Source organism: Dactylosporangium sp. NPDC000521 (assembly GCF_042898305.1).
Taxonomy (GTDB): Bacteria; Actinomycetota; Actinomycetes; order Mycobacteriales; family Micromonosporaceae; genus Dactylosporangium.
The window spans coordinates 766,270-789,335 of sequence record NZ_JBIAYW010000001.1 but is presented as its reverse complement, the minus strand read 5'-3'; the positions used below and the strand labels follow the sequence as shown (position 1 = coordinate 789,335).

General features: G+C 72.1%; 20 protein-coding genes. 4 read left to right on the top strand and 16 right to left on the bottom strand.

What is annotated here, in order from left to right; all coding sequences use genetic code 11:
• Positions 1 to 9: 9 nt before the first annotated feature.
• Both ACFY3L_RS03715 and ACFY3L_RS03710 read right to left on the bottom strand, forming a co-directional pair.
• Positions 10 to 1,161, bottom strand: a complete 1,152-nt coding sequence (locus ACFY3L_RS03715; protein WP_389318379.1) for an acyl-CoA dehydrogenase family protein — start codon at positions 1,159 to 1,161, stop codon at positions 10 to 12.
• The gene (locus ACFY3L_RS03710) at positions 1,148 to 2,695 is read right to left on the bottom strand and encodes an AMP-binding protein (protein WP_389318377.1); all 1,548 of its coding nucleotides are present in this window, start codon (positions 2,693 to 2,695) and stop codon (positions 1,148 to 1,150) included. Before ACFY3L_RS03710 ends, ACFY3L_RS03715 begins: the two co-directional genes overlap by 14 nt.
• 67 nt (positions 2,696 to 2,762) lie before the next feature.
• Between ACFY3L_RS03710 and ACFY3L_RS03705 the strand changes: the two genes are divergently transcribed.
• Entirely contained in the window at positions 2,763 to 3,734 is a 972-nt protein-coding gene (locus tag ACFY3L_RS03705; RefSeq protein ID WP_389318375.1) for an MBL fold metallo-hydrolase, read from the top strand.
• 265 nt (positions 3,735 to 3,999) lie between these two features.
• On the opposite strand, the gene ACFY3L_RS03700 is transcribed toward ACFY3L_RS03705, so the two are convergent.
• The 12 genes from ACFY3L_RS03700 to ACFY3L_RS03645 form a co-directional block, all read right to left on the bottom strand.
• Positions 4,000 to 6,699 carry a discoidin domain-containing protein gene (locus tag ACFY3L_RS03700; RefSeq protein WP_389318373.1) on the bottom strand — a complete coding sequence of 900 codons (2,700 nt, stop codon included), beginning with the start codon at positions 6,697 to 6,699 and terminating at the stop codon, positions 4,000 to 4,002.
• A 324-nt stretch (positions 6,700 to 7,023) separates the two neighbouring features.
• Complete coding sequence (locus ACFY3L_RS03695; RefSeq protein WP_389318371.1) at positions 7,024 to 8,571, bottom strand: class I adenylate-forming enzyme family protein; 1,548 nt, start codon at positions 8,569 to 8,571, stop codon at positions 7,024 to 7,026.
• A gap of 168 nt (positions 8,572 to 8,739) precedes the next feature.
• Positions 8,740 to 10,251, bottom strand: a complete 1,512-nt coding sequence (locus ACFY3L_RS03690; protein ID WP_389318369.1) for a class I adenylate-forming enzyme family protein — start codon at positions 10,249 to 10,251, stop codon at positions 8,740 to 8,742.
• Positions 10,251 to 10,745 carry a VOC family protein gene (locus ACFY3L_RS03685; protein ID WP_389318367.1) on the bottom strand — a complete coding sequence of 165 codons (495 nt, stop codon included), beginning with the start codon at positions 10,743 to 10,745 and terminating at the stop codon, positions 10,251 to 10,253. Before ACFY3L_RS03685 ends, ACFY3L_RS03690 begins: the two co-directional genes overlap by 1 nt.
• A 7-nt stretch (positions 10,746 to 10,752) precedes the next feature.
• Entirely contained in the window at positions 10,753 to 11,658 is a 906-nt protein-coding gene (locus ACFY3L_RS03680; protein ID WP_389318365.1) for an SDR family NAD(P)-dependent oxidoreductase, read from the bottom strand.
• A complete protein-coding gene (locus ACFY3L_RS03675) occupies positions 11,655 to 12,839 on the bottom strand; it encodes an acetyl-CoA acetyltransferase (RefSeq protein ID WP_389318363.1) in 1,185 nt (394 codons plus the stop codon). Before ACFY3L_RS03675 ends, ACFY3L_RS03680 begins: the two co-directional genes overlap by 4 nt.
• Positions 12,839 to 14,272 (bottom strand): zinc ribbon domain-containing protein, encoded by a 1,434-nt coding sequence (locus ACFY3L_RS03670; protein WP_389318361.1) that lies wholly within the window; start codon positions 14,270 to 14,272, stop codon positions 12,839 to 12,841. Before ACFY3L_RS03670 ends, ACFY3L_RS03675 begins: the two co-directional genes overlap by 1 nt.
• Positions 14,273 to 14,304: 32 nt before the next feature.
• Complete coding sequence (locus ACFY3L_RS03665; protein WP_389318359.1) at positions 14,305 to 15,096, bottom strand: ABC transporter ATP-binding protein; 792 nt, start codon at positions 15,094 to 15,096, stop codon at positions 14,305 to 14,307.
• Positions 15,093 to 15,980, bottom strand: a complete 888-nt coding sequence (locus tag ACFY3L_RS03660) for an ABC transporter permease (protein WP_389318357.1) — start codon at positions 15,978 to 15,980, stop codon at positions 15,093 to 15,095. The genes ACFY3L_RS03665 and ACFY3L_RS03660 overlap by 4 nt, the downstream gene beginning before the upstream one ends.
• Positions 15,981 to 15,984: 4 nt before the next feature.
• Positions 15,985 to 17,106 carry an ABC transporter permease gene (locus tag ACFY3L_RS03655; protein ID WP_389318355.1) on the bottom strand — a complete coding sequence of 374 codons (1,122 nt, stop codon included), beginning with the start codon at positions 17,104 to 17,106 and terminating at the stop codon, positions 15,985 to 15,987.
• Positions 17,088 to 18,005 carry an ABC transporter ATP-binding protein gene (locus ACFY3L_RS03650; protein WP_389318353.1) on the bottom strand — a complete coding sequence of 306 codons (918 nt, stop codon included), beginning with the start codon at positions 18,003 to 18,005 and terminating at the stop codon, positions 17,088 to 17,090. Before ACFY3L_RS03650 ends, ACFY3L_RS03655 begins: the two co-directional genes overlap by 19 nt.
• A gap of 2 nt (positions 18,006 to 18,007) precedes the next feature.
• Positions 18,008 to 19,534 carry an ABC transporter substrate-binding protein gene (locus ACFY3L_RS03645; protein WP_389318351.1) on the bottom strand — a complete coding sequence of 509 codons (1,527 nt, stop codon included), beginning with the start codon at positions 19,532 to 19,534 and terminating at the stop codon, positions 18,008 to 18,010.
• A 191-nt stretch (positions 19,535 to 19,725) separates the two neighbouring features.
• Between ACFY3L_RS03645 and ACFY3L_RS03640 the strand changes: the two genes are divergently transcribed.
• Genes ACFY3L_RS03640 through ACFY3L_RS03630 form a run of 3 tightly spaced genes read left to right on the top strand, consistent with a single transcriptional unit; the run spans position 19,726 to position 21,799 of the window.
• Positions 19,726 to 20,448, top strand: coding sequence for an enoyl-CoA hydratase/isomerase family protein (locus tag ACFY3L_RS03640; protein WP_389318349.1), 723 nt, complete (start codon positions 19,726 to 19,728; stop codon positions 20,446 to 20,448).
• Positions 20,445 to 21,290, top strand: coding sequence for a VOC family protein (locus ACFY3L_RS03635; protein WP_389318347.1), 846 nt, complete (start codon positions 20,445 to 20,447; stop codon positions 21,288 to 21,290). The genes ACFY3L_RS03640 and ACFY3L_RS03635 overlap by 4 nt, the downstream gene beginning before the upstream one ends.
• Positions 21,287 to 21,799 carry a flavin reductase family protein gene (locus ACFY3L_RS03630; RefSeq protein WP_389318345.1) on the top strand — a complete coding sequence of 171 codons (513 nt, stop codon included), beginning with the start codon at positions 21,287 to 21,289 and terminating at the stop codon, positions 21,797 to 21,799. The genes ACFY3L_RS03635 and ACFY3L_RS03630 overlap by 4 nt, the downstream gene beginning before the upstream one ends.
• 55 nt (positions 21,800 to 21,854) lie before the next feature.
• Here ACFY3L_RS03630 and ACFY3L_RS03625 read toward each other — a convergent pair whose 3' ends face one another.
• Both ACFY3L_RS03625 and ACFY3L_RS03620 read right to left on the bottom strand, forming a co-directional pair.
• Entirely contained in the window at positions 21,855 to 22,340 is a 486-nt protein-coding gene (locus tag ACFY3L_RS03625) for a MaoC family dehydratase (RefSeq protein ID WP_389318343.1), read from the bottom strand.
• Between the two features lie 2 nt (positions 22,341 to 22,342).
• Positions 22,343 to 23,066, bottom strand: a 724-nt coding sequence (locus ACFY3L_RS03620; protein WP_389318341.1) for an enoyl-CoA hydratase/isomerase family protein, incomplete at its 5' end; no start/stop codon positions are given.

The following is a 23,066-nucleotide window of genomic DNA, read 5'->3' as shown; positions in this document are numbered from 1 at the left end:
GGACTCCGCTCAGCGTGAACGGGGCAGGTTCAGGACCCGCTCCGCGAGGATCGACTTCTGGACTTCCTCGGTGCCGCCCTCGATGGTGTGCGCGCGGGCGCGCAGGTAGCGGCGCATCCGGGCGGCGGCGCCCGCACCGTCCAGCAGCACCCCGCCGCCGTCGTCGAGCTGCACCGCGAGCCGGTTGGCGCTCTGCACCACGCCGGCCCACAGGCTCTTGAGCGCCGAGGTCTCGGGCCCGGGCACCCCGCCGGCCTGGGTCTCACCGAGCATCCGCATCGAGCCGATCCGGACCGCCTCGGCGTCACACTGCAGCTGGCCGACCGTGTCGAGGAACGCGGTGTCGCCGGCGACGCCACGCTCGACAGCGACGTCGATGACCCGGTCGACGGCCTGCCGCGCCCACACCCACAGGTTCAGCGCCATGCTGCCGCGCTCGAACGCGAGCGTGGTGAGGGCGACCTTCCAGCCGTTGCCCACCCCGCCGAGCACGTCCTCGTCGGGCACGAACACGTCGTCGAGGAACATCTCGTTGAACTCGGTGTCCCCATTGATCATCACCAGGGAGCGCACCGTGAACCGGTCCATCGGGGCCAGCAGGTAGCTGATGCCCTGATGTTTCGGCGCGGCGGCGTCGGTACGCGCGAGCAGCAGGCACTTGGAGGCGTTGTGCGCGTTGGACGTCCAGATCTTCGACCCGTTGACGAGCCAGCCGCCGTCCACCTTCGTCGCGGCGGTGCGCAGGCTGGCCAGGTCCGACCCGGAGCCGGGCTCGCTGAAGCCCTGGCACCAGTACTCGTCGCCGCGCAGGATGCCGGGCAGGTGCCGGGCCTGCTGCTCGCGGGTGCCGTGGGCGATGATCGTCGGCCCGGCCAGCATCATGCCGACGCCGTTGAGCGGGTAGGGGGCGCCGCGGACCGCCGCCTCCTCGTTGAAGATCGCCTGGGCGAGGGAGTCCATGCCGCGGCCGCCGTGCTCGGCCGGCCACGACAGCCCGGCCCAGTTGCCGGCGCACAGCCGGTCCTGCCAGACCCGTGACCAGTGCTCGCGCTGCTCCTGGGTCAGCTCCTCCTGGTCGGGCACGTCCCGCAGCGCCTCGTCGAGCCAGCCGCCGACCTCCCGGCGGAACGCCAGGTCGGTGTCGCTGTCATCGAAGTCCATTGGCGGTGACCTCCCCTACCGGCGTGAGCCGCTTTTTGTACAACTTCCCGTTCGGATCCCGCGGCAGCGCGTCGTGCACGACGTAGTCGCGCGGGCGCTTCGGCTTCGCCAGCAGGCTCTCCAGGTGCGCGCGCAGCGCCGCCACGACCGTGTCCTGGTCGGGGGCGCCGTCGCGCAGGACGAGGTGCGCCTGCGGGACCTCGCCGAACTCGGGGTCGGGCGCGCCGATGACGGCGGCGTCGGCGACCCAGTCGTGGGTGAGCAGCGCCGCCTCGATCTCGGCCGGGTAGACGTTGACCCCGCCGACCAGGATCAGCTCGGCGGCCCGGCCGGTGATGTACAGGAAGCCGTCCTCGTCGACGTGGCCGACGTCCCAGACCGTCATGAGGCCGTCGCGGCGGGCGCCGTCGGTCTTGCCCGGGTCGTTGTGGTATTCGACCTTGTCGTTGCCCTGGCGCATGTACACGATGCCGGTCTGCCCGACGGGGACCTCGGCGCCCTGCTCGTCGAGGATCTTCAGGGTGGAGATCGAGGCGGGCCGGCCGACGGTGCCGGGGTGGGCGAGCCACTCGTGCGGCCGGGCGACGGTGGTGCCGACCTCCGTCGAGCCGTAGTACTCGTACACCACCGGGCCGAACCAGTCGAGGATCTGCTGCTTCACCTCGCGCGGGCACGGCGCCGCGCCGTGCAGCACGTAGGCGAGCGAGGAGATGTCGTAGCCGTCGCGCGTCTCGCGGGGCAGCTGCAGCAGCCGGTAGAAGTGCGTCGGCACCATGCTGGTGCCGGTGACCCGCTGGTCCTGGACGCGGCGCAGGAATCCTTCCGGGGTCCAGCCGTCCATCAGGACCAGGGTGCCGCCGGCGTGCAGCGCGCCCATCGCCGGGGTGATGTTGGCGGAGTGGTAGAGCGGCGCCGACACGAGCCACGACCGGAACGCGGAGCGCTGCATCCCGAACTCGTTGAACAGCCACACGTAGGTGCGCGCGCCGGTGTCCGCGTCGATGCCGCTGAGCGGACGCTTCACCCCCTTGGAGCGGCCGGTGGTGCCGGAGGTGTACATCATCAGCGAGCCGGCCGGGGTGTCCTGCGGGCTGGTGTCCGGCATTCCGTCGGTGAGCCCGCCGTCGGGCCCCGCGAGGCCGTCGGGTCCGTCGATGTAGAGCAGCGTCCCGGGCGGTGCGGCGGCGGTGACGACGTCCTTGACCCGCTCGGAGCCGACGACGACCTTGGCCCCGCTGTCGGCGAGGATGTAGCCGACCTCGGGCTCGGTCAGGTGGTAGTTGAGGGTCACCAGGTACAGCCCGGACTGCATCGCGGCGAGGTACAGCGCGACCATGCCGGGGCTGTTGGTCATCACCGCCGCGACGGTGTCGCCGACCCGCAGCCCCGCGCGGGTCCGCAGCCCGTGCGAGATCCGGTTGACCTCGGCGAACAGCGCACCGTAGGAGATCCGCCGGTCGTCGGCGGTCACGATCGCGCACAAGTCCGGTTCGGCGGCTGCCCACAGCCGGAAACCGGTCCGGTCCTCGGTCATCGGACTCCTTGAACTAAATTCCGACCATCCGGTATGTTCTTGCCAACAGTAAGGGAGGCCCCCCGCGATGTCCATACCCGTGAGCGAGGCGCACGCCGCCAGCTACCGCGCCCGTGAGGTCCCGGCCCCCGTCCAGGTCATCGAGGGTGTGTGGGCCGTTCCGGTGCCCCTGCACGGCAGTGCGCTGCGGGCCGTCACCGTGTTCCTGATCGAGACCCGGGCCGGGCTCGTCCTCGTCGACGCCGGCTACGACCACCCCTCCTGCTGGGCCTCGTTCCGGCGGTCCCTGACCTCGATCGGGCACAGCGTCGAGGCGATCTCCACCGTCCTCCTCACCCACAACCACCCCGACCACGTCGGCTTCGCCGACCGGGTCCGCACCGTGTCCGGCGCCCGGGTGCTGATGGGCGCCGCCGACGACTTCGCCGCGATGCACCGCGTCCGCGGCGGCTTCCTCGACCAGCTCGGCACCGCCCTGGACCTGACCGGCGCGCCGGCCGACGTCGTCGACGCCATGTACGCCGACGCGGTGAAGGTCGCGGAGCACCACGAGTCACTGCGCCTGGACGTCGCGCTGCAGGGCGACACCGACCTCGCCTTCGGCGACGTGACGATCCGCGCCGTGCCCGCCCCGGGCCACACGTACGGGCACACCGTCTACTACGACACCCGCGGGCTGGTCTTCACCGGCGACACGATGATGGCCGAGGGCCCGACCCAGCTCGCCATCGTCAGCCGCCCCGGCGACGACCCCGCCGGCGACCTGCTGCGCACCCTGGACCGCATCCGGGACCTCGGCGCCACCATCGCCTGCCCCGCCCACCAGTTCCCGTACCGGGACGTCGCCGGCCGCGCCGAGGAGCTCAAGGCCTTCCACCGGGCCGAGGTCGACCAGGTCCGGACCATCGCCGGCCCCGGCGACACCGCCTGGGACGTCGCCCGCCGCATGCCGTGGAAGAAGCCGTGGGACGAGCTCGGCCGCGGCACCCGCCGCTTCTCCCTCGTCCACACCCTGGCCCTGCTCCGCAACGCCCGCTGACCGCCGGCACGCCCGGGACGGCCGGGCGCGCCGGCCTGGTTCAGCAGGGCATGACGAGCCGGAAGAGGGTCGCCCGCGCGGTGCGGCCGGCCTGCCCGCGACGGGAATCCCTCGGCGGGCGGCCAGGACGACGTGCCCGCTCATCGGACCGTCGACGGCGCCGGCGAGCGGCCGGATGCCGCGAACACCGGGGTACAGCCGAACGGCCACCGGTGCGGGTCGCACCGGTGGCCGCCTGGTTCACGTCAGTGTCGCGGGGTTGGGGTCAGGGGTAGTTCACGACCTGGCGCGGGGTGGTGTTGCCGGCGGGGTTGGGGACGGCGCCGCCGGTGTCGTTGACGACGTTGGCGATAGTGCCTACGTCGCCGAGGGAGACGGTGATGACGCTGTGGAGCCGGACGCCGGTCCGGTTGGGCACCTCGAAGCCTCGGTCCACACGGACAGCGGGGTTGACGTTGAAGTAGCAGTACACGCCGCCGCCCCACAGTTCGTGGTCGGTGACGCTGTCGGCGACCTTGTAGGCGGCGTAGCCGTTGCCCCGGGGGCCGATCCAGGCTGCCTGGTTGGGCACGTCGTACGGCTTCTCGTTCTGGAAGAAGATCGTCTTGCCGCGGTTGCCGTTCCAGATCACCTCGTACTTCTGGTAGTGCTCGACGAACAGGCCGGTGGCCAGGACGTCGTCACCGTTCACGAGGAGGCCGGTGTCTCCGGTGTTCACCGTCCAGCCGGTGGGCGCGCCGCCGTGGTCAGCCCGCCAGGCCCAGATGTGGTCGATGATCGTGTCGTCGCTGTGCACGGCGAGGGTGGTGGTGGCCTTGCCCTGGACGCTGCTGCCGATGCGGAAGAACACGTCCTGGATGCTGATCGGGTTCGCCGCGTGGTCGGTGTGCGCACCGGCCGTGCCGACGCTCATCAGCGTGGGGCTGTTGGTCGTGCCGGCGTCGAAGGTCAGGCCGCTGACCTTGACCCCGTTGACGTCGGCGATGTTCAGCGCCTCGACGCCGCCGACCGGGATCAGGGTCGGGTAGCCGATGCCGGTGACCACCGTGTCGGCCCGGGTGACCCGGATCGTCTGGTCGAGGGAGTAGGTGCCCGGGGTGAAGAACAGGTTCAGGCCCTGGGCGAGGGCGGAGTTGATCCGGGCGGCGCTGTCACCGGGCTTGGCGACGTAGAACTGCCGCATCGGGATCGAGGTGCCGGGGGTGTTCGGCCACGTGGCGCCCGCGGAGTTGCGCCGGATGGACGGCACGAAGACGCGGTACAGGCCGGCACTGTCGACGTACAGGTACGGCTTCTCCCGGGTGACCGGGGTGGTGGCGAGGGTGGTGTGCGGCGGGTTGGGGAACGCGTTCGGCGGTGCGCCCTGCACGCCGGAGTAGACCATGTTCCAGACGCCGCCGTCCCAGCGCTGGATGCGGCTGTCCCGGCTGTACCACTGCTGCTGCGACCCGGAGGTCACGTAGCCGTCGACGACGGAGTCGGCGAGGTAGCCGCCGCTGGAGTAGCCCTGCCCGCCGTCCTGGTTGGACGGTGCCAGGGTCAGGTTGCCCTTGATGTGGATGCGCCGCATCGGGGCGGCCTGGGAGACGGCCCACCGGTTGATCCCGCCCTCGGGCACGATCGACAGGTTCTCCATGCTGCGCCAGAAGTTCTGGGTGGCGTTGAGCTCGTCGCCGTAGTTCCACCCGGAGTCGACGTTGACCGCGCCGTTGATCGTCACGTCGTCGGGGTTCAGGCCGAGACCGGCGACCGTGGTGTAGAAGCCGACGTTGGCCCAGACCCGCCCGTACGTGCCGGGCTTGAACAGGAACACGTGGCGCTGGGTGCCGAACTGCGCGGTCGGGCTGCGCAGCTGCGCGTTGAACGCCTGGTCCACCGCGGACTGGATGGTCGCCACCGGGGTCGACGGGTCGAAGATCCGCACGTTCGGGCCGAAGTCCGGCGTGTCGGAGGTCGGCAGCGCCGGTCCGCTGGACGACGTCGAGGGCGACGGCGAGGTCGGGTTGGACGGGCCGGAACCGGTGAACACCTGGAACTCCCAGAGCGAGTAACCGTAGACGGTGGCCCGGGCGGTGCCGTTCATGCGCACGTAGCGGCCGGCGGTCGCGGTGACGGCCGGGTTCTGCACACCACCGGTGCCGGCGGTCGTGCTGTAGATGTTCGTCCAGCTCGTGCCGTTGGTGGACACCTGGATCTGGTAGGCGGTCGCGTACGCGGCCTCCCAGTTCAGCCGGACGCCGCAGACGGTCACGGTACTGCCCAGGTCGACCTGGAGCCACTGCGGGTCGGCGGCCGCGCTGGACCAGCGGGTGCCGGTGTTGCCGTCCACCGCCGCCGAGGCGGGCGTGCCGGCGTTCTCCGTCGACGACGCGGTCGCCGTCTTGCCTTGGGCAGCGTTGGTGGTGCCGCAGGTGCCGGGGTTGTCCGGGGTACCGCCGAAGACCTGGAACTCCCACAGCGACACGCCCCACTGGGTGGCCTTCGCGGTCGCGTTGACGCGCACGTAGCGGCCGGTGCCCGTGACCGGCAGGCTCTGCTGGCCGCCGGTGCCGGTGGTAGTGGAGTAGACGTTCGTCCAGGTGCTGCCGTCGGCGGAGGTCTGGATCTGGAAGGCGGTGGCGTACGCGCCCTCCCAGTTGAGTGCGACCCGGGTGATCGACTGGGCGGAGCCGAGATCGACCTGGATCCACTGCGGGACGCTGAAGGTGCTCGACCAGCGGGTGCCCGTGTTGCCATCGGTCGCGCTGCTGGCGGGGGTGCCGGCGTTCTCCGTCGACGAGGCGGTCGTCGGCCGGCCCTGCGACAGCAGGGTCTCGGCCGCGTCGGCGCGGGTCGTGACCACGACGATGTACGTCACCAGCATGGCCGCTACCGCGGTCACGATGGCGGCCATGCGCAGGGCGCGCCGGCTCGTCGATGATCCGGACGAACGTCTATGGCCGGGGCGGGGTTCCGACCATTCCATAGGGACTCCTTCGTGAAGCTGGGGTGTCGGCGGTGTGTCACGCGCGTGAGAGAGCGCTCTCGCAGACGTCACTTTGACCGCTTCTTGGAGAGGTGTCAATGCTTCACGAGGAACGTACGACCTCTGACCACCGCTGCCTTACACGCAGGCCAGGGCGCTGTAACGGAACGCTGATCAGCGACACCCCCGATTGCCCACCTCTGGGAGCGCTCTCTGAAGCGCTCCGGCACCGCCGGACGCGTCCGGCTCCGATGCTTCGACGAGCGCCGGCAGACCCAGGATCTCCGCCTGCCACCGGCGAGTTGCCGCGGGAGCTGACGGCCGTCAGTCGTGCAGAAGCGGCTCGTAGGTCCAGTCGGGGCGCAGCGTGGGACGCTGGTCGCGCAGGGTGCGTTTCAGTACCTTGCCGGACGGGTTGGTCGGGAACTCGTCGACGAGGTAGATCTCCTTCGGGACCTTGAACTTGCCCAGGCGCTGCCGGGCGTGTTCGATGAGCGACTCCGCGGTCAGGCCGGGCCGGCCGATGACGAACGCGACCGGGACCTCCTGCCACTTCGGGTGCGGCGCGCCGACCACCGAGGCGGCGAGGACGAGCGGGTGGTCGGCGAGGACGTTCTCGATCTCGGCGCTGGACATGTTCTCGCCGCCGCTGCGGATCATGTCCTTGAGCCGGTCCCGGATGTACAGGTAGCCGTCCTCGTCGAAGCAGCCGACGTCGCCGGTGTGGAACCAGCCGCCGCGGAACGCGTGCGCGGTGGCCTCCGGGTCGTCGAAGTAGCCGGGGCTCACCTTCGGGCCGCGGGCGACGACCTCGCCGTTCTCGCCGACGGGCACGTCGTTGTCGTCGGCGTCCACGACCCGGACCTGGACCCACGGCACCGGGATCCCGACGGAGCCCTGCTTGGACTCCATGTGGGCATGGTCGAGGTAGGTGAGGCCGCTGCAGGTCTCGGTGAGGCCGTAGCCCTCGATCAGCCGGGCGTTGGGGAACAGCTCCCGCGCCACCGCGAACAGCGCCGAGGTCACCTGCGAGTAGATGAGCCACCGCACCGAGCCGAGGTCCGCGTCCGTCCCGGTCTCGCGGCGGACCATGTCGAGCATCGTGGCGGCCATGACCATGCCGGTGACCCGTTCGGTCTCGATCGCGCGTTTGACCGCCGCCGGGTCGAACCGGCGCTGCAGCACCATGCAGCCGCCGACGTGCCAGATGCCGTAGCCGGGCAGGTCGGTGCCGCCGACGTGGTACAGCGGCGCGAAGTTGAGGATCCGGTCGGTCGGTCGCAGCCCCAGCTCGACGATCTGGGCGTGCATGTTCATGTTCACGTTGCCGTGGGTGAGCATGACACCCTTGGGCAGGCTGGTCGTGCCGGACGTGTAGATGATGCGCTGCAGGGCGTCGTCGGTCAGCTCGGCGTCGGCGACCCGTTCGCCGCGGTGCGCCTCGACGAGCGCCCGCAGGTCGGTCCACCCGTCGACCGGCTCCAGCGCGAGCTTCCGCACGCCGGGCAGGCCGGTGATCGCGGCGGCGGTCAGCTCGGCGAACTCCGGCACGGTCGCGACCGCCTCCACCCGGGCGTGGCCGAGCAGGTGGGCGAGCTCGCCCGCGGTGAGCCGGTAGTTGAGCGGGACGAAGACGGCGCCGAGCTTGGCCAGGGCGAGGGACAGGATGAGGAACTCGGGCACGTTGTTCGCCACGATCGCGACCCGGCTCCCCTGCCGGACGCCCTCGGTGGTCAGGCCCGCGGCGAGGGCGTTGACGTCGGCGTCGAGCTGCCGGTGGGTCCACCGCCGGCCCTCGAAGACGAGCGCGTCGGCGTCGCCGAACCGCAGCGCGTTGCCGCCCAGCATGGCGGCGATGTTCGCGGTGCTCACGCCGTCACCTCCGCTTCGCTCCGGCGCCAACCTGAGCCCAACCTGCCACAAGATGAGCGGCCCGAGACGCTCCGCTGGCCGCTCATGCCGTCACCTCCGCTGCGCTCCAGCGCCAGCCTGAGCCACAACTGCCACACGATGAGCGGCCCAAGACGCTCCGCTGGCCGCTCATGACGACCGCAGCTCGCGCTTGAGGACCTTGCCGGAGTCGTTGCGCGGCAGCGACGCCACCACGTCGACGTACTTCGGCACCTTGAACCCGGCGAGGTTGGCGCGGCAGTGCTCGCGGATGTCCGTGCCGGTGGCCGCGGCGCCGTCGCGGAGGATGACGAACGCCTTCGGCACCTCGTCCCACTGCGGGTCGGGGACGCCGATGACGGCGACCTCGGCGACGTCCGGGTGCTGCGCGATGACCCGCTCGATCTCGGCGCCGGCGACGTTCTCCCCGCCGGACTTGATGAGGTCGGTGCGCCGGTCGACGAACCACAGGTAGCCGTCCTCGTCGACGCGGCCGACGTCGCCGGTGAGGAACCAGCCGTCGCGGCGGGTGCGCCGGTTCGCCTCCTCGTCGTTCCAGTACCCGGGCGAGATCTTCTCCCCGCGGATGACGATCTCCCCGTCGGTGCCGGGCGGGACCTGCCGGAAGTGCTCGTCGACGACCCTGATGTGCACGCCGGGGAACGCCGCGCCGAGCGCGCCCATCTTGCTGTCCTCGTGCGCGGCGTCCATGTAGCAGACGCCGTTGCACAGTTCGGTCATCCCGAACGTGTCGATGAGCCGCACATGCGGCAGCCGCCGCTTCACGTCGCGCCGCACGGTGGGCGCGACCCCGGCGAACAGCAGGTACCGCAGCGCCGACAGGTCCGGCGGATCCGGCAGGTCGAGCAGGCCGAACAGGATCTGCGCGGCGAGGACCATGCCGGTGATGCGCTCCCCCGCCGCGATCCGGGCGATGTCGGCGGCCTTGAACGTGGGGGTGAGCACCATCGTCGCGCCGGCCACGAAGACCGCCAGCCCGGGCGCCTCCAGGCCGCTGACGTGGAACAGCGGCGCCGACACCAGGATCCGGTCGTGCTGGGTCAGCTCCAGTTCGAGGACCTGGGCGAGGTGGTTGGCGGTGAGGTTCCCGCAGGTGTGGATGACGCCCTTCGGGTGCGCGGTGGTGCCGGAGGTGTACAGCAGCCGGTGGATGTCGCCCGGCGCCTTCTCCGCGTCCGGGACCCGGACCCCGGCCGGCTGCCGTTCGAGAAGGACCTCGAGGCGCTGCGCGTCGCCGACGACCTGTGCGCCGTTGGCGACCGCGGTCGCGATCCCGGTCGTGGCCAGCAGCTGCGCGGCGGTGCCGGCGAAGTCGTCGTCGTAGAGCAGGCAGGTGATACCGGCCTGGTTGATGACGTACGCCTGCTCGTTGGGGTGCAGCCGCCAGTTGAGGGGCACCGAGACCGCGCCGACACGGGCCAGCGCGAGGAGTTCGATGACGTACGTCGCGGTGTTGCGGCCGAGCACGCCGACGAGGGCGCCGTCGGTGACGCCGGCGTCGAGCAGGGCCGCGGCGTGCCGGTCGACGTCGGCGTCGAGCTGCGCGTAGGTCCAGCGCCCGGCGCCGTCGACGAGCGCCTCCCGGTCCGCGCGGCGCAGCGCCTGCCGGCGAAGGGTCTCGGCGAAGTTGCTGGTGGCCATCAGCTCGCGCTTCCGCTTCGGTACGCCAGGATCTCCTCCCGGCTGGGCAGCGACACGAACTCCAGGAGGTTGCCGTCGAGGTCGCGGGCCGCGAACGCGGTGATGTACCCGTAGTTCTCCAGCAGCACCCGGTTCGGTTCGCCGAGGCATTCGGCTCCGAGCTCGGTCATCCGCCGGTGCAGGTCGCCGATCTCCTCGACGGGCACCTCGAAGCTGAGCAGGAACGTGCCGAGCTCGAGGTGGCCGGCGGTCGCGGTCCTGGTCTTGGTGCCGTTCCACTCGATGAGCTCGAGCTGCCCGATCTTGCTGGGCCCCTGCATGTACTGGACCCGGCCGGTGGTCCCGGCGGGCAGGCCGAGCGAGACCTCGATGCCGGGCCCGCCGACGTCGGTGCGCAGGGTCCTGCGGTAGCCGAGGGCCTTCTCGTAGAAGTCGGCGGCCCGGTCCACGTCGGACACGGTCATGGCCACGTGATGCACTTCGCTGACCGGCATCAATAGCTCACTTTCCGGAAAGTACCTGCTGGATCAGTTCGACCTCGTCGGCGCCGCTGTCCGGGACGATGAAGCCGTCCAGGGAACAGATCTCGTCGAGCGCGCCGAGGATGTCGTCGGGCGAGGCGGGCTCGGCGCCGCCGTACCAGCCCGGGGTGACACCCAGGAAGATCCGGCCGACGCGGCCACCGCCGACGGTAAGGATGTGCCGGTTGAGGGTGCACTGCTCCGAGGCGAGGAACGTGCCGACGGCGGCGACGTGCCGCGGGTCGAACCGGTCGGCGAGGTCGCCGAGCAGTCCGTCGGTCATCCGGGTGGCCGCGGTCGGGGCGATCGTGTTGACCAGGATGCCCCGGCGGGCGCCTTCCAAGGACAGCACCTGCATCAGCCCGGCGAGGCCGGCCTTCGCGGCGCCGTAGTTGGACTGGCCGAAGTTGCCGAGCAGCCCGGAGGACGAGCTGGTGAGCACGATCCGGCCGTACCCCTGCGCCGCCATGACCGGCCAGGCCGGGCGCAGCACGTTGAACGCGCCGGTGAGGTGCACGTCGAGGACGGCCTGCACGTCGTCGTCGGTGAGCTTCGCCAGGGTCCGGTCGCGCAGGATCCCGGCGTTGTGGATGACGGCGTCGACCGTGCCGTACGCGTCGACCGCGGCCCGCACCAGGGCCGCCCCGCCCGCCGGCGTCGCGACGGAGTCCGTGGACGCGGTCGCGGTGCCGCCCGACGCCCGGATCTCCTCGACGACCTTCTCGGCCGCGCCGCCGCTGCCCGTACCGTCGACGCCGCCGCCAAGGTCGTTGACCACGACGGACGCGCCGTGCGCCGCGAGGGACAGGGCGTGCGCCCGGCCGATGCCGTTGCCCGCGCCGGTGACGATCACGACCCGGCCGTCCAGCCTGACCGCGCCGCTCATCGCTCATTCCCCAGGACGGCGACGAACGCGACGCAGGAGCCCGGCTGGCCGCCGAGGTTCTGCGCGACGGCGAGCCTCGCGCCGGGGACCTGGCGGGCCCCGGCCTCGCCCCGCAGCTGGGTGAAGCACTCGAACATCATCCGCAGCCCGGTCGCGCCGATCGGGTGGCCGAAGGACTTCAGGCCGCCGTCGGTGTTGACCGGCAGCGCGCCGCCCAGGTCGTAGCGGCCGTCGAGCAGGTCCCGCCACGCCTTGCCACGCTCGGAGAACCCTAGGTCCTCCATGAGCACCACCTCCGTCGGGGTGAAGCAGTCGTGCACCTCCGCCAGCGAGATCTGCGTGGCCGGGTCGGTGACGCCCGCCTGCTCGTACGCCTGGCGGGCCGCGGCGACGACCTCGGGGAAACTGGTGAAGTCGTAGCCGTCGGAGGCCAGGCCCGCACCGGACCCGGCGACGAAGCTCATCCCCTTCAGGTAGATGGGCTTGCTCGTGTACCGGTGTGCGTCCTCGGCCCGCACGACGATGGCGGCGGCGGCGCCGTCGGACACCCCGGAGCAGTCCATGACACCGAGCGGCCCGGCGATGCGAGGGGAGTTCTCCACGGTCTCGGCCGTGACGGCCTTGCGGAACTGGGCGCGTTCGTTGAGGGCCCCGTTCGCGTGGTTCTTCATCGCGACCTTCGTCAGGGCGCTGCGCATGTCGCGGGCGTCGACGCCGTACGCCTCCTGGTAGGCCGGTGCCAGCAGGGAGAACCCGGCGGGTGCGGTCCAGTCGACGTCGGTGCCGTCAGCGGGCGGGTACACGGCCGACAGCCCGGAGTAAGAGGAGTCCTTGAGCTTCTCCACGCCGGTCGCCATCACCATGTCGTAGGCGCCGGAGGCGACCGCGAACACGGCGTTGCGGAACGCCTCCGAGCCGGTGGCGCAGTAGTTCTCGACGCGGGTGACGGGTTTGCCGGTCAGTCGCAGCGGCCGGGCCAGGGTCTGCCCGGACATGCCGGAGCCCTGGGTGCCGACCCAGAACGCGTCGACGTCGTCGAGGGTGACCGACGGCAGCGACCCGACGCACTCCTGCACGGCGTCGACGAGCAGGTCGTCGGCGGAGGAGTGCCAGTGGTCGCGGAACGGGGTGCAGCCCATCGCGACGATCGCGACGTCGTGGGTGGTGCGTCTGCTGCCCATCAGTGCGTTCCTTCCGTGTCCGGAGTCTGGGCCTGAGTCAAGGTCAGGGTCGGTGCCGGGCGGAGCTTCCAGAAGTAGTTGTGGATCGCGTCGGTGGTCCACAGCCGGCGGAACGTCGGTGTCATCGGCATGCCGACGGTGACGTCGCCGGGCGGGACGTCGGTGGCGTAGGCGCTGAGCCGGCCGCCGCCGTCGACGTCGGCGATGACGACGGCGACCTCCGGCTCCGGCATCGTGGTCAGGTGGTCGCGGGTCACGGAGACGACCCGGGCGGTCCGGTCCCGCAGCGACACCTTCGCCTCGCCCGCCCCGGCGATGCCGCAGGCGGCGCAGACCCGGCTCGGCGGGGTGGTGACCCGGCCGCACGCGCCGCACTGGCTGCCCTCGAGGCGGTACTTCCAGCCGGCCCGGCGGTGCATCGGCGGTGCCGCCGGCGCCGGTGCCGCGGGGCGGGCCGGTCCCTGCACGTCCAGCAGCCCGCGCCAGCGCAGGTACCGGCCGTAGCCGAGCGTCTGCCGCGCGGCCAGCTGGTCGCGCACCGACGGGCCGCGGCGGGCCTCGCGGACCCCGTCGCCGGCGCGGAACACGAACGCGTCGGCGCCCTCGGTCGCGGACAGCAGCAGGATCGTCTCCCCCGGGCCGGCGTCGTCGAGGGCCGCGGCGAGCAGCAGCCCCGGGTGGGCGGCGCCGGTGAAGCCGGTGGCCCGTTCCAGGGCCGCGTCCTGCTGGGACGGCGCGGTGCCGCGCAGCGCCCGGCGCAGGGCCGCCGCCGCGCGTGGGTTGGAGGAGGCGACCACGACGTGGTCGACGGCGTCCAGGGACGCCTCGGCGAGGGCGCGGCGGGCCGCGTCGAGGCCGGCGGCGGCGAGGATCTCGGCGGTGAACCGCTCGTCCCAGACCCGGTCGTGGCGTTCGCCGGGCAGCCGCCACCGTTCGAGGATCTCGGTGGTGTGCCCGGCGCGGGCCAGCAGCACCGCGGCGTGCCCGGTGCCGCCGGCGAACGCGGCCGCGGCGTCGCCCTGGGCGAGCTCGTCGGGGGCGCCGGGGCGGGTGGTGCGCAGGTCGGCCGCGGCGGCGACGGCACCGGCCCGGACCACCAGGTCGAGGGCGGCCGCGCCGGACCGGTGCCCGCGCAGGTCGACGGCGCTGACGCCGGGGTCGAGCCCGAGCGCCTCGTGCACGATCCCGGCGGAGGTCTTCGCCTCGTACGGTGCGCTGGTGGTGGCGAGCAGCAGGTGCCGGCCGGACGGCGTGGCGGACGCGAGGTGCCGCAGCGCCTCGACGGCCATCGTGATCACGTCCTCGTCGTAGCCGGCGACGCCGCGGGCCGGGCCCTTGGCCGCGGCGGGCGGGCCGGTCGGGTCGAGGCGGTTGTCGGTGAGCACGTAGGCGGGCAGGTAGGCCGCGTACGCGTCGATACCCTGGTCAGTCAAGTACGGCTCCACAGAGGTCGGGTCCACAGCGGTCAGGTCCACGAGGGGATGGCGGCGAGCAGCCGCCGGGTGTAGTCCTCCCGCGGCCGGTCCAGCACGTCCTCGACGCCGCCCTGCTCGACCACCCGGCCGCGGCTCATCACCGCGATCCGGTCGCAGAGGTCGCTGGCGAGCATCAGGTCGTGGGTGACGAACAGCAGGCCGATGCCGAGCTCGTCGACCAGGGTGCGGAACAGCCCGACGACCTTGGTCTGGGTGGTGACGTCGAGCGCGGTGGTGCACTCGTCGGCGATGACGAGCGCCGGGCGGGTGACGACGGCCAGGCCGATCGCGACCCGCTGGCGCAGCCCGCCGGACAGCTGGTGGGGGTAGCTGTCCAGGACCCGGGCCGGGTCGCTGATCCGCATCTGCTCGAGGACCTCGACCGAGCGCCGCTCGACGTCGGCCTTGGCGATGCCGCGGACGTGCCGGCGCAGCACCTCGCCGAGCTGGGTGCGGACCTTCATCAGTGGGTTCAGCGACCGGGACGCGTCCTGGAAGACCATGCCGACGGCGGTGCCGCGGATCCGGTCCGTGCGGTCGACGCCGGGCGCGACCACCACGTCGCCGGCCAGCTCGACGGCGCCGGACTCGACGGTGACGTTGCGTTCCAGCAGGCCGACGACGGCACGGGCGAGGGTGGTCTTGCCGCTGCCGGACTCGCCGACGACGCCGACGATCTGGCCGCGGCCCACGTCGAGGTCGACGTCGTCGAGCAGCCGGAGCCGCCCGCCGGTGAGGCGGGCCGAGATGGACAGGCCGGACACGTGCAGCAGGCTGGTCATCGGCGCCTCTTGCGGGGGTCGTAGTGCGTGAGCAGTGCGTCGCCGAGCAGGTTGACCAGCAGCACCAGGACGGTGACCGCGAGGCCGGGGAAGAACGCGATCCACCAGGCCGTGCTCAGCTCGTCCTGGCCGGCCGCCAGCAGCGAGCCCCAGCTGTTCATCGGGGGCACCACGCCCAGGCCGAGGAAGCTGAGCGCGCTCTCGATCAGGATCGCGGTGCCGACCTGGAGGGTGCCGAGCGCGACGATCGTGCCGCCGAGGTTGGGCAGGATGTGCCGGAACACGATGCGCAGCTCCGACGCCCCGGCGGCGCGCAGGCCGAGCACGAACTGGCGTTCCCGGATCGCGAGGGTCGCCGAGCGGGTGACCCGGGCGCAGACGGCCCAGCCGGTGAGCGCCAGGACCAGGAACAGGACCGGCAGGGAGCTGCCGCGGTTCGCGATGATCGCCAGGGCGACGAGGATGAACGGCAGGGCCAGCTGGGCGTCGATGAGCACGGAGATGACCCGGTCGACCCAGCCGCGGAAGTACCCGGCGAGCAGGCCCAGCAGGGTGCCTGGGCCGATCGCGACGATCGCGCCGACCAGGCCGATCATGATGGTCAGCCGGCCCGCCTCGACGAACTGGGTGAGCAGGTCCTGGCCGAGCTTGTCGGTGCCGAGCGGGTGCGACCAGGAGCCGCCGCTCAGGAAGCCGGGTGGCTGCCGGGTCGCGTCGAGGTCCTGGCCGGCGGCCGGGAGCAGGCCCGTCAGCGGCAGGACGAACACGGCGACGGCGACCACGGCGATCGGCACCGCCAGCCAGAACGCCGACGTCCGCCTGGACCGGCGGGGCTGCACAACCGCGCCTTCGCTCGTCTTGAGCTGCAGGTCCAGTTCGCTCATGCTGTCACCTCACCCTCGGGTCGACGATCGAGTGGATGACGTCGACGAGCAGATTGAGCAGGACGAAGACCAGCGCGCCGAACACGACGATCGCCTGGACGAGGGGGAAGTCGCGGAACTGGATGGCCTGCAGGGCGAGCTGCCCGAGGCCGGGCCAGGAATACACGTACTCGACGGCGACCGCGCCGGAGAGCAGGATGCCGGTCTGCAGCACGACGATGGTGAGGATCGGCATCATGGCGTTCTTGAACGCGTGCCGCCACACCACCCGCCGGCCGGTGATGCCGCGGGCCTTGGCGGCGTCGATGTACGGCTCCGCGAGGGCCTCGCTCATCGAGGCACGGGTGAGGCGGGCGATCTGCGCCATCGGGTACACCGACATCGTCAGCGCCGGCAGCACCAGGTGCGCGGGGGTGCCGGACTGCCCGGCCGGCAGCCAGCCGAGGTTCACAGCGAACAGCACCACCAGCATCATCCCGAACCAGAACACCGGCACTGACTGGCCGAGCAGGGCGACGGTGGACGCGGCGCGGTCCCACCAGGTGCCCTCGCGCCTGGCCGCGAGCACGCCGAGCGGGACGCCGACGAGGATCGCGAGGGCCATGCCGGCCGCGACGAGCTGCAGCGTGAACGGCAGCCGGTCCATGATCATCGAGGTGTTCGACTGGTAGAACTGCAGCGACTGGCCGAGGTCGCCGGTGAAGACGCCCTTGAGGTAGTCGAGGTACTGGACCAGCAGCGGCCGGTCGAGGCCGAGCTCGTGGCGCAGGGCCTCACGCTGCTCGGGGGTCGCCATCGGGCCGAGGATGGTCGTGGTCGGGTCGCCGGACAGCCGGCCGAGCATGAACGCCATGCTCAGCGCGATCAGCAGCGACGCCAGCAGGGCGGCGAAGCGGGCGGCGGCGCGGCGAAGCGTGCCGGCCCGCGCGGACCGGCCGCGCTTCGCCGCCGGGGTCGCCCCGCCGGCCGTCGCCGCCGTGGCCGGGGCCGTCGGGTCTGTCGCCGTCGGTTCCGTGGCCGCTTGCCCGCCGGCCTTGGTCAGCGGGACCGCGACGTTGTTCGCCGGCGGGTCCGCGGAGCCCTTCGCCGGCGGGACCGGGCTGGTCTTCATTGCCGTGACCTCCATCGCGCTCCTGGCATCGCGGCGAGCAGCTCGCGGGTGTAGTCGTTCTCGGGCCGGGCGAAGACGGTCTCGCAGGGCCCGGACTCGACGACCCGGCCGTGGTACATGACGTGCACGACGTCGCAGACCGAGCGGACCACGGCGAGGTCGTGGCTGATCATGAGCAGGGCCGCGCCGGTCGTCGCGCGGATCTCCTTCAGCAGGGCCAGCACATCGGCCTGCACGGAGACGTCGAGGCCGGAGGTCGGCTCGTCGGCGACGATGAGCCGGGGCCGCATCAGCAGCGCCCGGGCGATGCAGACCCGCTGCGCCTGCCCGCCGGAGAGCTGGTGCGGGTAGCGGTCGAGGATCGACGGCTCCAGCCGGACCCGCGCGAGCAGGTCGGTGTCCTCGATCCACGAGGTGCGCTCCGGCTGCAGCGAGCGTAGCTCCCGCAGCCCGGACCGCACGGACTGGCGGGGGTCGAGCGAGCCGTGCGGGTCCTGGAAGACCACCTGCGCCTCGGGCCGCAGCCGGCGCAGCTGCTTGCGGCCGACCGAGGACAGCGAGTGCCCGAGCAGCCGGATGTCGCCCTCGCCGCGGGTGCCGAGCCCGGTCGCGGCCATCGCGAGGGTGGTCTTGCCCGAGCCCGACTCGCCGACGACCGCGACGCTCTCGCCGGCGCCGATGCGCAGCGACACGTGGTCGACGGCCCGGAACACCTCGCCGGTGCGCCGGTTGCGGTGCTCGACGACCAGGTCATCGACCTCGAGCACCGGCGCGTCCCGATCCGGGCCCCGGGCCGTGACCCGGTCTGTGGCCCGGAACGCGGACCGGGCTGCGACCCGGTCGGTGGTCTGGTCCAGGGCGTGGGGGTGCCGGGCGTCGCCGCCCGGCATCCCGTTCTGCACGACGTCGGACATTGTCAGCGGGTCGTCTGGGTGAAGTCGACGGTGTTCAGCGGGCCGAACACCAGACCCTTGACGCTGCCGGCCGTGGCGTAGTTGAACACCTGCCGGTACAGCGGCACGTAGCAGTGCTTCTCGACCACACCGATGGTGTTGAGCTGCTCGTACATCGGGGCGGCCGCGGCGGCGTCGGTCTGCTCCAGCGCCTTCTGGGCCAGGTCGTCGATCTGCGGGTCCGGGCAGTTGCCGGTGATCGACTTGGTCTTCATGAAGCCGCTGGCGAAGAAGTCCGGGACGGCGACGTTGGGCACGCCGGCGAAGATCGCGATGCCGGGGACCTGACGGCCGACGACCCGCTTCACCAGGGTGCCGTAGTCGATCGGCACGTACGTGACCTTGAAGCCGGCCTTCTCGAGGGCGCCGCCGACAGCCTGGGAGACCTCTTCGATGTTGGTGTACTGCGCCGCCGGGTAGTGGATCTGCACGGCCGGGGCGGCGGCACCGACGAGCTCCTTGGCCTTGGCCGGGTCGGCGGTCACGCTCTGCGCCGGCTTCTGGCCGGGGCTGACGTTGAGCAGGCCGGCGTCGGCGACGGCCTGGCCGTCGAAGATGCCCTTGACGATCGCGTCCCGGTCGATGGCCAGGGCGGCCGCCTCGCGCAGCTTGGGGTCGTCGAAGGGCGGCTTCGTCGAGTCGAGGAACGCGATGATCTTGATGGCGGTCTCGGTGCTCGTCACCGTGATGCCCGCCTTCTTGGCCGTGGTGGCCTGGGCCGGCGGGAGGTCGAACGAGACGTCCACACTCTTACTCTGGATCAGCGCGAGCCGCTGCGCGGCCTCGTTCGCCCAGGTGAAGGTGATGCCGTCGTTGATCGCCTTCTTCGGGCCCCAGTAGTCGGGGTTCTTCTTGACCGACATGTCGCGGCCCGCGTTCGAGCCCGCCCACACGTAGGGGCCGGTGCCGACGGGTGCCGCGGCGAAGCCCGCCGAGCCCTTCTCCTGGTAGTACTTCGGTGGCACCAGGTAGACGGTGGTGAGCAGGTCCGCGAAGTTGTACTGGGAGGTCTTGGTCTTCACCACGACCGTGGTGGCGTCCGGCGCCTGGATGTCGGACACGTTGGTGAAGTACGACTTCAGCTGCGACGCCGCGGTGTCACGGGTGAGCGTGAGGGTGTTGGCGACGGCGGCGGCGTCGGCCTTCTCGCCGTTGCTGAAGCTGATGTCGGGCCGGACCTTGAACGTCCAGGTGGTCGGGTCGGTGCGGGTCCAGCTCGTGATGAGGCCGGTGTCGACGGCCTTGAGGCTGGCGTCGGTGTTGATCAGCGGCTCCAGCATGGTGGCCCAGACGATCTGGGCCGACCGCGCGCCGACGATCGGGTCGAGGGTCGCGGGCTGGGCCGCGAGCAGCGCCCGGACGGTGAACGGGCCGGCCGACTGGGCGGTGCCGGGCTTCGAGTCACCACAGGCGGCGAGGCTGGCACTCGCGATCGCAAGGGAGGCGACCAGCGCCAGCGGCCGCCGGGACCGCAAGGAGTTCGAGAGCATTATGGACGTCCTTCACAACGATGGACCCGTCATGTCGCCGCGAGCCGCGGCCGTGACGCTGGCCACAAAGTACCGACCAGCCGGTATCAAGTCAACAGGTCCAACTGGTGTCGCTCCCGTAACGACCGCGTGACACACCCCCGTCTGCCAGCGTCATTGTCTTCATACCGACTGGTATGTATGATCCGGCGGTGGCCATCAACCTGACCCGCGAACACGACGGTCGCGTCGCCCGCGTCCGCTACGACAACGCGGCCCGCGGCAACTGCCTCGACGACGGCGCCCTCGCCGAGCTCGTCGCCACGATGGAGACCGCCGCCGCGGACGGCACCTGCGCCGTGATCCGGCTCGACATGGCCGGCCGGCACTTCTGCGGCGGCTGGGACACCACGTCGTTCGCCGCGCTCGCCGGCACCACACAGGAGGCGGTCGCCGCGGGTCTGCGCGACAGCGACGCCGCGCTGCACCGCATCAGGCAGCTGCCGGTCCCCGTGGTCAGCGCGGTCCGCGGGCAGGTCATCGGCTTCGGCGCCGGCCTGCTCAGCGCCATCCACCTGCCGGTGGCCGCGGCCGGCGCCCGGCTGTCGCTGCCCGAGGCGCGGTTCGGCTTCGCACCCGCCGGCGTCGGCTACACCATCGCCCGCGCACTGCCCCGCCCGCACGCCTACGCGCTGGTGACCGGCGCGAGCACCGCGACCGCCGCGCAGCTGCTCGGCTGGGGCCTGGTCGCCCGGGTCGTCGCCGACGACGACCTCGACAGCGAGGTCGACGCCCTCGTCGAAGCCCTGGCGGCAGTGCCGCCGCACACCCTGCGCGCGGTCGTCGAGGTGGTCGAGTCGAGCCTCGCCACCGGATCCCCGGAGCGCGCCTACGAGGTCTCCGCCCGCACGATCGTCGCGAGCGTGACCGCATGAACCCGCCGTTCCGGGCAGCGTCCCAGGCAGCGTTCCAGTCTGGTGAGGCCGTCTGGGTGGAGCTGTGCACCACCGACCCGCAGCAGGCCGAGGACTTCTACCGCTCGCTGCTCGGCTGGACCGTGCGGCACGAGCACCTCGGCGCCACCACGTACCGGATGTGCAGCGTCGACGGGCGTGACGTCGCCGGCATCTCCGACGCCGCGGGCCTGCACGGCGGACGCCCCCGCGGCTGGATCGCCTACTTCGCCGTCGACGACGTCACGCGGTCCGCGGACCAGGCGGTCGCGCTCGGCGGGGAGCTCGTCACCCCGCCGCGCTACCTGCCGGCGGCCGGAACCGGCGCCGTCGTCGTCGACCCGTTCGGCGCGGCGTTCGGCCTGTACCAGGGTGAGTCCCGCGCGGGCGTGCAGACGCTCAACACCGTCGGCGCCCTGTGCTGGAACGAGCTGGACACCGGCGAGCCGCAGCGCTCGGTCGCCTACTACCAGGACCTGTTCGGCTACACCACCCAGCAGCGCGACGACTCGCCGACCGCCCGCCCGTACACGGTCCTCATGCTCGGCGACGTGCCGGTCGCCGGGGTCCTGGAGCTGGACAACGAGTGGCCGAACATCATCCCGTCGAAGTGGATCACGTACTTCAACGTCGGCTCCCTCGACGCGGCGCTGACGCAGGTGTCCGACCTGGGCGGCACGCCGACCGTCGGCCCCGTCGACAGCCCGCACGGGCGGCTCCACCTGGTGAAGGACCCCGGTGGACACACCCTGTGCCTGGTGCAGCTCGAAGGCGGCCTGCGCCCCGACGCCCCCGACTCCTCTCACCCGGCGGTGGACCGATGACGACCGAGCCCCTGTTCGACTCCGCCGAGTTCCGCCAGGTCTGCGGCCACTTCCCCACCGGGGTCACCGCCGTGACCGCGACGGCGGCCGGCGGCGCCGTGGCCGCGCTGACCGTCAACTCGTTCACGTCGGTCTCGCTGTCCCCGGCCAAGGTGCTGTTCTGCGTGGCGACGTCGTCGTCGAGCTTCAAGGTGCTCGTCGCTGCGGACCGGATCGCGATCCACATCCTCGGCCAGGACCAGGAGGACATCGCCCGGCGGTTCGCCACCTCAGGGCTGTCCGGCGCGGAGAAGCTCAGCGGTGTGTCCTGGTCGCCCGGCCCGGACGGCGTGCCGCTGCTGCCCGGCACCCCGGCGATCCTCACCGGGGTCCGCGACGACGTGATCACCAGCGGCGACCACGTCATCATCCTGCTGGACGTCGACCACGTGCACCTGAAGCCGACGAAGGTCCCGGCCCTGTCGTTCTACCGCGGCCGCTTCGTCGCCCCCACCGGCCCCACCGAGTAGCAGAGCAAACGGCCGGCGCCCGGTGGGGGCGCCGGCCGTGCTGCGTGTGCGGCGGTCAGCTGTAGTACCGGAACAGGATCTCCGCGGCGCAGCAGGTCTCGCCGCTCTCGGCGAACTCCACGATCACCGACGCCTTGGCCTGCACGCCGGCGGGGCGGCCGGCCTCGGCTTCGATCCGCTTCGCGGACAGCAGGGTCGCGGTGCCCTGGATCTGGACGCCGGGCGGGAGGGGCTTGACGAAGCGGACCCGGTCCAGGCCGTAGTTGACCCCCATCGAGGAGGTCCGCACCTCGAGGATGTCGGCGAGCAGGCGCGGCACCAGGGCCAGGGTCAGGAAGCCGTGCACGATCGTGGTGCCGAACGGGCCGGAGCGGGCGCGTTCGACGTCGACGTGGATCCACTGGTGGTCCCTGGTGACGTCGGCGAACTGGTCCACCTGCTCCTGGGTCACCACCTGCGGTTCGCTGGCGCCGAGCTCCTGACCGACCAGGCCGAGCAGGTCGTCGGGGACGGACACGGTGGTGAGGCGGACGGGTCGCATGGTCACTCCGATTCGGTGGCGAGGGCGGCGACGTGCTCGGTGAGGGTGTTCCATTCGCGGTCCCATGCGTCGGCGGCGACGACCGGCCGGGCGACCCGCAGCATGCGCCGCACCGCCGCCTCGTCCAGGGCCGCGATCCGCTCGGCGAGGGCGTCGACGTGCCGGTCGAGGTCCGCGGCGGGGACCGCCTCGCTGACGAGACCCCGGCGCGCGGCGTCCTCGCCGGTCCAGGTCTCGCCCGCGATGAGCAGCCGCCGGGCGAGCGCCGGCCCGACCGCGAGCGGTAGCAGCACGCTGGAGCCCCAGCCGGGGACCTGTCCGACGGCGATGTGCCGGTCACCGATGCGGGCGGTGTCCGCGGCGACGGCGACGTCGCAGGCGAGCAGGAGTTCGAGGCCACCTCCGAAGGCGGCACCGTTGACGGCGGCGATGGTCGGTACATCTGCCGCCATGACCGCACGGACCAGCCGCCGGCCCCGGTCGAGGAACGACCGCAGCGCGGGCAGGTCGCCGAGGAGCGCGGTGGCCTCGGTGAGGTCGGCGCCGGCGCAGAAGCTGCGGCCGGTGCCGGTGAGCACGAGGACGCGGATGCCGGGTTCCGTGGCCGCGGCGAGCCATTCCTCCAGGCCGGCCATGACCGCGGAGCTGCACGCGTTGCCGGCGCCGGGCCGGTCGATCCGCGCCCACAGCGCGGCCCCGCGCCGGGTTACCACCACGGGCCCGCTC